The organism is Neoroseomonas rubea (assembly GCF_016106015.1).
Lineage (GTDB): Bacteria > Pseudomonadota > Alphaproteobacteria > Acetobacterales > Acetobacteraceae > Neoroseomonas > Neoroseomonas rubea.
This window is the reverse complement of record NZ_JACADQ010000160.1, coordinates 1-8,784: the sequence shown is the minus strand read 5'-3', so window position 1 is coordinate 8,784 and position 8,784 is coordinate 1. Positions and strand designations below refer to the sequence as shown.

Below are 8,784 nucleotides of genomic sequence, written 5' to 3'. Positions count from 1 at the left end.
GCCGCCGCCTATCGCGCCGCCGACGCGCTGCCCGGCGCCGCCACGGGCGGGACGGGGGGTGCCGGCTTCGGCGCCGCGCTGACCCGCGCCATGGAACAGGCCGTCGAGGTGGGCCGGGAGGCCGACGCCACCACCACCCGCGCGCTGACCGGCCAGGGCAGCGTGACCGACGTGGTGCTCGCCGTCGGCCGCGCCGAACTCACCTTGCAGACGGCGGTCGCCGTCCGGGACCGCGTCGTCGCCGCCTATCAGGACGTGATGCGGATGCCGATCTGATCCGCCACGCCTTCGCCTGACGGGCCCAGAAGGGGCCCTGACGCCGCCCCGGAAAACTTGAGGGCCCCGCCATGTTCCATCGTCCGACCGCCCGAAAGCCGCGCCTGTGAACGAGGTCGCGCTCGCCTCGCGGGAGGCGCTTTGGGTCACGCTGCAGATTGGCGGTCCCATCCTGATCCTGATGCTCGTGGTGGGCCTGGTCGTCGCCGTGGTGCAGGCGTTGACGCAGGTGAACGAGGCGACGCTCGGCTTCCTGCCCAAGGTCGCGGTGCTGGCCGCCGCGCTGCTGCTGCTCGGCCCCTTCATGTCGGGTGTGCTGCGCGGCTACGCCGGCAGCCTGTTCCAGGCGGTGGTCGAGGTCGGCCTGAAGGGCTGAGATGGAGCCCGCCGAACTCCTCGCCCAACTGCCGCTGCTGGCCTTCCAGGCCGCGCTGCTCTTCGCGCGCCTGGGTGCTGCCGCGATGGTCCTGCCCGGGCTGGGGGAGGAGGAGGTGCCTGCCAGCATCCGCCTGGGCCTCGGGCTCGGGCTTGTGCTGCTGATGTTCCCGCTGCTCGCGCCGGCGCTGCCCGCGCCGCCCGACGCGGCGGGGGAGGCGGTGCGGCTGATTCTGATCGAGGTTATCGTCGGCTTGTGGATCGGCGGCCTCGCGCGGCTCGTCGTCATCGCCATGGCGGTGGCGGGGCAGGCGATCGCGCTGCTGCTCGGCCTCGCCCAGGCGATGGTGCCGGACCCGGCGCTGGGTGCGATGGGCACGGCGACGGGCCGGCTGCTCTCGCTCGCCGCCGTGGTGGTCGTGCTCGGCACCGGGCTCTACGTGATCCCGCTGCGCGCGCTGGTCGAATCCTACACGGTGCTGCCGGCGGGCGATCCTTTCCCGGCCGGGGCGGGGGCGGAGGTCTTCGCCGTCGCGGCGGGGGAAAGCCTCGCCTTGTCGCTGCGGCTCGCGGCCCCCTTCGTGCTGGCGGCGATTGTCATCAACGTGGCGCTCGGCCTGCTCGCGCGCATCGCGCCGCAGGTGCAGGTCTATTTCGTCGCGGTGCCGGGGCAGGTGCTGGCGGGCGTGGCCCTGCTCGCCGTCATCATGCCGCCGCTGCTCGGCGTGTTCGCCGAGGCCGCGCGCGACGCCTTCCTCATCCTCCCCGGGCTGCGCTGAGCCATGGCGCAGGGTGGCGGCGGCCAGGAGAACGAGGCCGAGGACAAGACAGAAGCCGCAACACCACGGCGGATCGAGAAGGCGCGGGAGGAAGGCCAGGTCGCCGTCTCGCGCGAACTGGCGGGGCTCGGCGCGCTGGCCGGGGGCGTGCTGGGGCTGATGATCGCCCTGCCGCCGCTCGGCGCCGAGATGATGCGCGGCCTGCGCGGGGCGATGGCGCGGTCGCATGAACTGATCCCCCTCGACGCGGCGATCGAGATGGCGCGGCTGGGGCTGATGGCGGCGCTGCCCGCGGCGCTCCTTGCCGCCGCCGGCGCGGTCGCGGCGACCTTCGGGCAGACCCGGTTGCTGGTCTCGGCCAAGGGGCTCAAGCCGCAGCTGTCGCGCATCAACCCGCTTGCCGCGCTGAAGCGGCTGTTCGGGGTGGAAGGCGCGATCGAGTTCCTGCGCACGCTGATCAAGCTCGGGCTGGTCGGCGCGGCGCTGTGGTGGGCGGTGGGGGACGTCGCTGTGCTGCCGGCGCTCCTGCACCTGCCGGCGGGCGCGCTGCTGGCGCGCTCGGGCCAGGCGGCGCTCGACCTGGCGCTGGCGGCGCTCGCCGCCTTCGCGGCGATCGCGGCGCTCGACTATCTCTGGGTGCGCTTCCGGCACCTGCGGCAATTGCGGATGAGCCGGCAGGACCTGAAGGAGGAAATGCGCGAATCGGAAGGCGACCCGCACATCAAGGCGCGGGTCCGCCAGATCCGGGAAAAGCGCGCGCGCGGCCGCATGATGGCCGCGGTGCCGAAGGCGGCGGTCGTCATCACCAACCCGACCCACTTCGCCGTCGCCCTGGCCTACGACCAGGGCGGGTCGGCGGCGCCACGCATTGTCGCCAAGGGTGCCGACGCGGTCGCGGCCCGGATCAGGGCGGTGGCCACCGAATCGGGCGTGCCCATCGTCTCCAACCCGCCGCTCGCCCGGGCGCTGTTCCGGCTGGAGTTGGAGACCGAGATACCTCCGGAGCATTATCAGGCCGTCGCCGAGATCATCGCCTATGTCTGGCGGCTCGGCGGAAGGGGGCAGGCGGGGTGACAGGACGTCGCGAGGGCGAGGGGGAGGAGGCGGCCTTCCAGCGCCTGTTCCAGTCGGAGGAGTCCGTGGGCCTCGCCGTGCTCGGCACGGATGGGCGCATCCGCTTCGCGAACCAGGCATTGGCGCGGCTCTGCGGCGCCGGGCCGCAGCCGGAAGCGGGCGAACTGGCCGCGCCCCTGTTCAGCGCCGAGACCTCCGCCGCCATCGCCGGGGCCATCGCGACCGCGCTGGGCGGCCAGGCGGCCCCGGTCGTCACGGCGCGGCTTGCCGACCCGGCCCTGCCGCCCGATTCGATGGTGGAGGTGTTCTGCCGGCCGCTGCGCGGCGAGCCCGGGGCGCTGCTGCGCATCGCCGACGTGACCGCGCGGCGGCGGATCGAGGCGCAGCTCGAGCAGGGCGCGCGGCTGCAATCGGTGGGCCAGCTCGCCGGCGGCTTGGCGCACGACTTCAACAACCTGCTCGCCGCGATTTCCGGCGCGGCGGAGGCCTCGCTCGCCCGCCAGCCGGATCCGGCGACGGTCGAGGACCTGCGCCAGATCCTCGACAGCGCGGCGCGCGGGGCGCGGCTGGTGCGCCAGCTGCTCGCCTTCGCGAGCCAGCAATCGCTTGCTCCCCGCGTCGTCGCGCTGCGCCAGGCGGTGCAGCAGATCGCGCCGCTGCTCCAGCGCCTGCTCGGGCGGCGGCACCCGATCGAGCTCTCGCTCGCCGATCCGGGGCCGCGGGTGCGCGTGGATCCGACGCAACTCGACCAGGTGCTGCTGAACCTGGTCGTCAATGCGCGCGACGCCATGCCGAACGGGGGGACGATCCGCGTCTCGCTCGCCGCCGTGCGGCTGACCGAGGAGACGCCGGTGCAGGGCAGCATCGTGCCCCCCGGCGAATGGGCCGTGCTCGCGGTGGAGGACCAGGGGCGGGGGATCCCGCGCGAGATGGTCTCGCGCATCTTCGAGCCCTTCTACACGACGCGGCGGGGGGAAGGCGGGACGGGGCTCGGCCTGTCGACCGTGCTCGGCGTGCTGCGCCAGTCGGGCGGGCATGTCGGCGTCGCATCGCGCCCCGGCTCGGGCACCGTGTTTCACCTCTGGTTCCCCTTGGTGCATGAGGAGGTGGAGCAGGCGGCGCCGCAGCGGGCCGAGACCGCCGCCCCGTCGGGGCTGCGGCGCGTGCTGCTGGTCGAGGACGAGACGCCGCTGCGCCGGCTGGCCGTGCGCGCCCTGACCGCCGCCGGGCACGAGGTGCGGGAGGCGGAGGATGCCGAGGATGCGCTCGCCATCCTCGAGGACGGCTTCGTGCCGGAGGTGATGGTCTCCGACGTGACGATGCCCGGCGAGATGGACGGGCTCGCGCTGGGGGAGGCGGTGAAGGCCAAGTACCCCGAGATGACGATCGTGCTCGTCTCCGGCTACGCGCAGCGGGCGGTGGGCGTGAACCTCGCAGCCCGCGGCTTCCGCTTCCTCGGCAAGCCGTTCCGCATGGCGGAGCTGGTGGCCGCCGTGGGCGATGGGTGGGAAGCGCCGGAGTAGCGCCGGGCGCGCCTTCGGCGCGCGAGTGTTCTTAATATGTTCTTGCGGTGCCGGGCGGCTGGGGGCATCATTCCCTTGCGCCGAATCGTCCCGTCATGCGCGGGTGGTTCGACGGCCCGACGGGTCCGACGACCTGTCGGATCGTTTCGATTGGGCGATGGACTTATCGGAGATTATCGCCCTATGGTTGAGAAGCCGCCGCAGCGGGGGACAGGCATGGACAAGGGAAAGGCGCTCGACGCCGCGCTCAGCCAGATCGAGCGTGCCTTCGGCAAGGGCTCGATCATGCGCCTCGGCGCACGCCAGGCACAGGACGGGGCGATCGAGGTGGTCTCCACCGGCTCCCTCGGCCTTGATCTGGCGCTCGGGATCGGCGGGCTGCCCAAGGGGCGCATCGTCGAGATCTACGGCCCGGAATCCTCGGGCAAGACGACGCTCGCGCTTCACGTGATCGCGGAAGCGCAGAAGAACGGCGGCACCTGCGCCTTCGTCGATGCCGAGCACGCGCTCGACCCGGGCTACGCCAAGAAGCTCGGCGTCGATGTGGACAACCTGCTGATCAGCCAGCCCGATGCGGGCGAGCAGGCGCTCGAGATCGCCGACACGCTGGTGCGCTCCGGCGCGGTCGACGTGCTGGTGGTCGATTCCGTCGCCGCGCTGGTGCCCCGCGCGGAGTTGGAAGGGGAGATGGGCGACAGCCATGTCGGCCTGCATGCCCGCCTGATGTCCCAGGCGCTGCGCAAGCTGACGGGCTCGGTTTCCAAGTCCAACACGCTGCTGATCTTCCTGAACCAGATCCGGCTCAAGATCGGCGTCATGTTCGGCAACCCGGAGACGACCACGGGCGGCAACGCGCTTAAGTTCTATGCCTCCGTCCGCATGGAGATCCGCCGGATCGGTGCGATCAAGGACCGCGACGAGGTCACCGGCAACCACACCCGCGTCAAGGTGGTGAAGAACAAGATGGCGCCTCCGTTCCGGGAGGTGGAGTTCGACATCATGTATGGGGAAGGCATCAGCAAGGTGGGCGAACTGATCGACCTCGGCGTCAAGGCGAACATCGTCGAGAAGTCCGGCGCCTGGTTCTCCTGCGACAGCCAGCGCATCGGCCAGGGGCGGGAGAACGCCAAGCAGTTCCTGCGCGACCACGCCGACATGGCGGCGTCGATCGAGCAGCGCATCCGCGGCCAGGCGGGGCTGCTGTCCGAGCAGATGCTCTCGGGCGCCGGCGAGGACGACGAGGCGATCGCGGCCGAATAGCCGGCATCGCCGGCCGCATCTGGCCGGCGACGCCGGATTGCGTATCCTGTCTTCGTGATCGATGGCGCCGGCGCGACGCAAGGATCTGCGTCGTGCCGGCGTCGCATTGCGGAGGAGTGATTCGCATGGCGAAACCGACACCCGGCGGCGCCACGCCGATCGGCGGCGGCTATTTCTACCTGTTCAAGTCATCGACGAATTCGAGCGACTGCCTGATCTCCGCCCATGGCGGCTACGTGCGGGAAAACCGCAGCTTCAAGGTGCCGGACGGGGTGAAGATCGTCTTCTACGGGCAGCACGGCGCGGCGCTGCTCGACCCCGGCATCTACGACATCGCGAAGAAGCTCTCCAAGGCCCGGCCGGTCGAGAGCTTCTCCAGCGGCGACCGCTGCCCGAACTACCTGCTCAGCAAGTACCAGGGCGCCCATGCCGGTGCGAGCGGGACCGACACCGTCGAGACCTATGAACAGGTCGCGCGGGCCGTCCAGCAGCGGGACTACCAGCGGACGACGAAGTTCGGCTCCCTGATTTCCGCCGACCCCGGCGCGCAGCAGCAGGTGCTGGCCGAGCTGATGGCCGACTGGGGCGGCAGCATCCTCACCGTGCGCAACCGCTGGAACGTCTTCCTCGGCATGCCGCTGGAGGAGGCGGTGAAGGCCGCCAAGAAGGACATGCCGAGCCTGCGCACCTTCCATTGCATCTTCTGCCGCAGCTACATGCTGGGGGACGATCCCCTGGCGCCGCAGGCCGTCGCCTACGCCTGACCCTGGGGCGGGCGGCGTGCCCTCGCGACGCCGCCCGTGTCCCGCCACCCCTTCACGCCCCGCCGCCCGCGCGCTACCTGTCCCGCCCTTGGGTCAACACCTTGCCGGTGCCCGGTTTTCCGGGGGTCGCTACGGATCGGACATGACGAGCAGCAACGACATCCGCGCCACCTTCCTCGACTACTTCCGCCGCAACGGCCATGAGGTGGTGGAGAGCAGCCCGCTCGTCCCCCGCAACGATCCGACACTGATGTTCGCGAACTCCGGCATGGTCCAGTTCAAGAACGTCTTCACGGGCCAGGAAAAGCGCCCCTACACCCGCGCGACCACCGCGCAGAAGAGCGTGCGCGCCGGCGGCAAGCACAACGACCTCGACAATGTCGGCTACACCGCCCGCCACCACACCTTCTTCGAGATGCTGGGGAACTTCTCCTTCGGCGACTACTTCAAGGAACAGGCGATCCCCTACGCCTGGGAACTTCTGACCAAGGATTTCGGCCTGCCCAAGGACCGGCTGCTGGTCACGGTCTATTCCGAGGATGAGGAAGCCCCCGCAATCTGGAAGAAGGTGGCGGGCCTGCCCGAGAGCCGCATCATCCGCATCCCGACCTCCGACAATTTCTGGCGGATGGGCGACACCGGGCCGTGTGGCCCGTGCAGCGAAATCTTCTTCGACCATGGCGACAAGATCCCGGGCGGCCCGCCCGGCAGCCCGGACCAGGATGGCGATCGGTTCATCGAGATCTGGAACCTGGTCTTCATGCAGTTCCTCGAGGAGCCGGCCGGCACGCGCAACCCGCTGCCCAAGCCTTCCATCGACACTGGCATGGGGCTGGAGCGCTTCGCGGCCATCCTCCAGGGCAAGCACGACAACTACGACACGGACACGCTGCGCGCGCTGATCCTCGCCAGCGCGGAAGCTACGGGGCAGGAGCCGGACGGGCCCTTCCGCGCGAGCCACCGCGTGGTGTCCGACCATCTGCGCGCCGGCGCCTTCCTGATCGCCGACGGCGTGCTGCCCTCCAATGAGGGCCGCGGCTACGTGCTGCGCCGCATCCTGCGCCGCGCCATGCGCCACGCGCACATGATGGGCTCGCGCGATCCGCTGATGCACCGGCTGCTGCCGGCCCTGGTGCGCCAGATGGGCGCGGCCTATCCGGAACTCGTCCGCGCCGAGGCGCTGATCAGCGAGACCCTGCGGCTGGAGGAGACGCGCTTCCGCTCGCTGCTGGAACGCGGCCTGGGGCTGCTGGCGGAGGAGACGGCGCGGCTCGGTTCGGGCCAGACGTTGCCGGGCGACGTCGCCTTCCGGCTGTACGATACCTATGGCTTCCCGCTCGACCTGACGCAGGACGCGCTGCGCGCCGAAGGCCGCCCGGTCGATGTCGAGGGCTTCAACGCCGCCATGGCCGAGCAGAAGCGCCGCGCGCGGGCCGCCTGGGCCGGATCGGGCGAGGCCGCGACCGAGACGGTCTGGTTCGACCTCAAGGAGAAGGTCGGGGCGTCGGAATTCCTCGGCTACACGACCGAGAGCGCGGAAGGCGAGATCGTCGCCATCGTCAAGGACGGCCAGCCGGTCGAGGCCGCCCCGGTCGGCTCCGAGGTCGCCGTGCTGCTGAACCAGACGCCCTTCTACGCGGAATCCGGCGGCCAGGTGGGCGACACCGGCATCATCCAGGCCGGCCCAGCCTGCCGGATCGAGGTGCGGGACACGCAAAAGAAGCTCGGCGCGCTGTACGTCCATATCGGCACGGTCGTTGCCGGGGAGGCGAAGATCGGCCTCGCCGTGACGGCGGAGGTCGAGCATGCACGGCGCTCGAAGATCCGCGCCCACCATTCCGCGACGCATCTCCTGCATGAGGCGCTGCGCCGGCGGCTCGGCACCCATGTGGCGCAGAAGGGCTCGCTCAACGCGCCCGACCGGCTGCGCTTCGACGTCTCCCAGCCCACGCCGATGACCGAGGAGGATCTCCGCTGGGTCGAGGCCGAGGTGAATGCCCGGATCCGCGAGAATGCCGAGGTGGTCACGCGCCTGATGACGCCCGAGGCCGCGGTCGAGGCGGGCGCGATGGCGCTGTTCGGCGAGAAGTACGGCGAGGAGGTCCGCGTCGTCGGCATGGGCCATGACCCGGCGGCGGTCGAGAAGCACGGCGTCTATTCGCTGGAGCTCTGCGGCGGCACGCATGTGCGGCGCACGGGCGATATCGGCCTGTTCAAGCTTGTGAGCGAGGGCGCCGTTTCCGCCGGCGTGCGGCGCGTGGAGGCCGTGACGGGCGACGCCGCGCTCGCCTTCATCGCGGAGATGGAGGAGAGCCTGGCCGCCGCGGCCGCGGTGCTGAAGGTGCAGCCTGGTGAACTGGCGTCGCGCATCTCCTCCCTGGTCGAGGACCGGCGCAAGCTGGAACGCGAGGTCTCCGACCTGCGCAAGAAGCTCGCCACCGGCGGCGGCGGGGCGGAGGTCGAGCAGGTGGCCGGGCTGCGCCTCGCGCTGCGCGACCTGGGCGAGGTGCCCGCCCGCGACCTGAAGGGCCTGGCGGAAGCGATCCTCAAGGGCGGCACGGCGGATGTCGTCGCCCTCGTCTCCACCGCCGAGGGCAAGGCTTCGATCGTGGTCGCGACAGGCGATGCGGCGAAGGGCAAGGCGGATGCCGTGGCGCTGGTGCGCGCGGCGGCCGCGGCGGTCGGCGGCAAGGGCGGCGGCGGGCGGCCGGACATGGCCCAGGCCGGCGGCCC

The 8,784-nt window shown here is 71.3% G+C and carries 8 protein-coding genes; all 8 read left to right on the top strand.

Annotated elements, in window-relative coordinates:
• Positions 1-276 (top strand): flagellar hook-basal body complex protein FliE (fliE, locus tag HW577_RS15070; protein WP_198376974.1); only part of this gene is annotated, 276 nt, incomplete at its 5' end.
• Between the two features lie 106 nt (positions 277-382).
• A complete protein-coding gene (locus tag HW577_RS15065; RefSeq protein ID WP_198376973.1) occupies positions 383-652 on the top strand; it encodes a flagellar biosynthetic protein FliQ in 270 nt (89 codons plus the stop codon).
• 1 nt (position 653) lies between these two features.
• Entirely contained in the window at positions 654-1,430 is a 777-nt protein-coding gene (locus tag HW577_RS15060) for a flagellar biosynthetic protein FliR (protein ID WP_198376972.1), read from the top strand.
• 3 nt (positions 1,431-1,433) lie between these two features.
• On the top strand, positions 1,434-2,504 hold the full coding sequence (locus HW577_RS15055; RefSeq protein ID WP_198376971.1) for an EscU/YscU/HrcU family type III secretion system export apparatus switch protein: 1,071 nt from the start codon (positions 1,434-1,436) through the stop codon (positions 2,502-2,504).
• Positions 2,501-4,027 carry an ATP-binding protein gene (locus HW577_RS15050; RefSeq protein WP_198376970.1) on the top strand — a complete coding sequence of 509 codons (1,527 nt, stop codon included), beginning with the start codon at positions 2,501-2,503 and terminating at the stop codon, positions 4,025-4,027. The genes HW577_RS15055 and HW577_RS15050 overlap by 4 nt, the downstream gene beginning before the upstream one ends.
• Before the next feature lie 216 nt (positions 4,028-4,243).
• Positions 4,244-5,287: a recombinase RecA gene (gene recA, locus HW577_RS15045; RefSeq protein WP_198376969.1), complete on the top strand. Its 1,044-nt coding sequence runs from the start codon at positions 4,244-4,246 to the stop codon at positions 5,285-5,287.
• 125 nt (positions 5,288-5,412) lie between these two features.
• The gene (locus tag HW577_RS15040) at positions 5,413-6,051 is read left to right on the top strand and encodes a putative adhesin (RefSeq protein WP_198376968.1); all 639 of its coding nucleotides are present in this window, start codon (positions 5,413-5,415) and stop codon (positions 6,049-6,051) included.
• Positions 6,052-6,193: 142 nt separating this feature from the next.
• Positions 6,194-8,784: alanine--tRNA ligase (alaS, locus tag HW577_RS15035; protein ID WP_198376967.1), on the top strand; the 2,591-nt coding region annotated here is incomplete at its 3' end.

Excerpts from the sequence above, each read along its gene's own strand:
- HW577_RS15040 (WP_198376968.1), top strand. The coding sequence starts at position 5,413 with ATGGCGAAACCGACACCCGGCGGCGCCACGCCGATCGGCGGCGGCTAT.
- recA (WP_198376969.1), top strand. The coding sequence starts at position 4,244 with ATGGACAAGGGAAAGGCGCTCGACGCCGCGCTCAGCCAGATCGAGCGT.
- HW577_RS15060 (WP_198376972.1), top strand. The coding sequence starts at position 654 with ATGGAGCCCGCCGAACTCCTCGCCCAACTGCCGCTGCTGGCCTTCCAG.
- HW577_RS15055 (WP_198376971.1), top strand. The coding sequence starts at position 1,434 with ATGGCGCAGGGTGGCGGCGGCCAGGAGAACGAGGCCGAGGACAAGACA.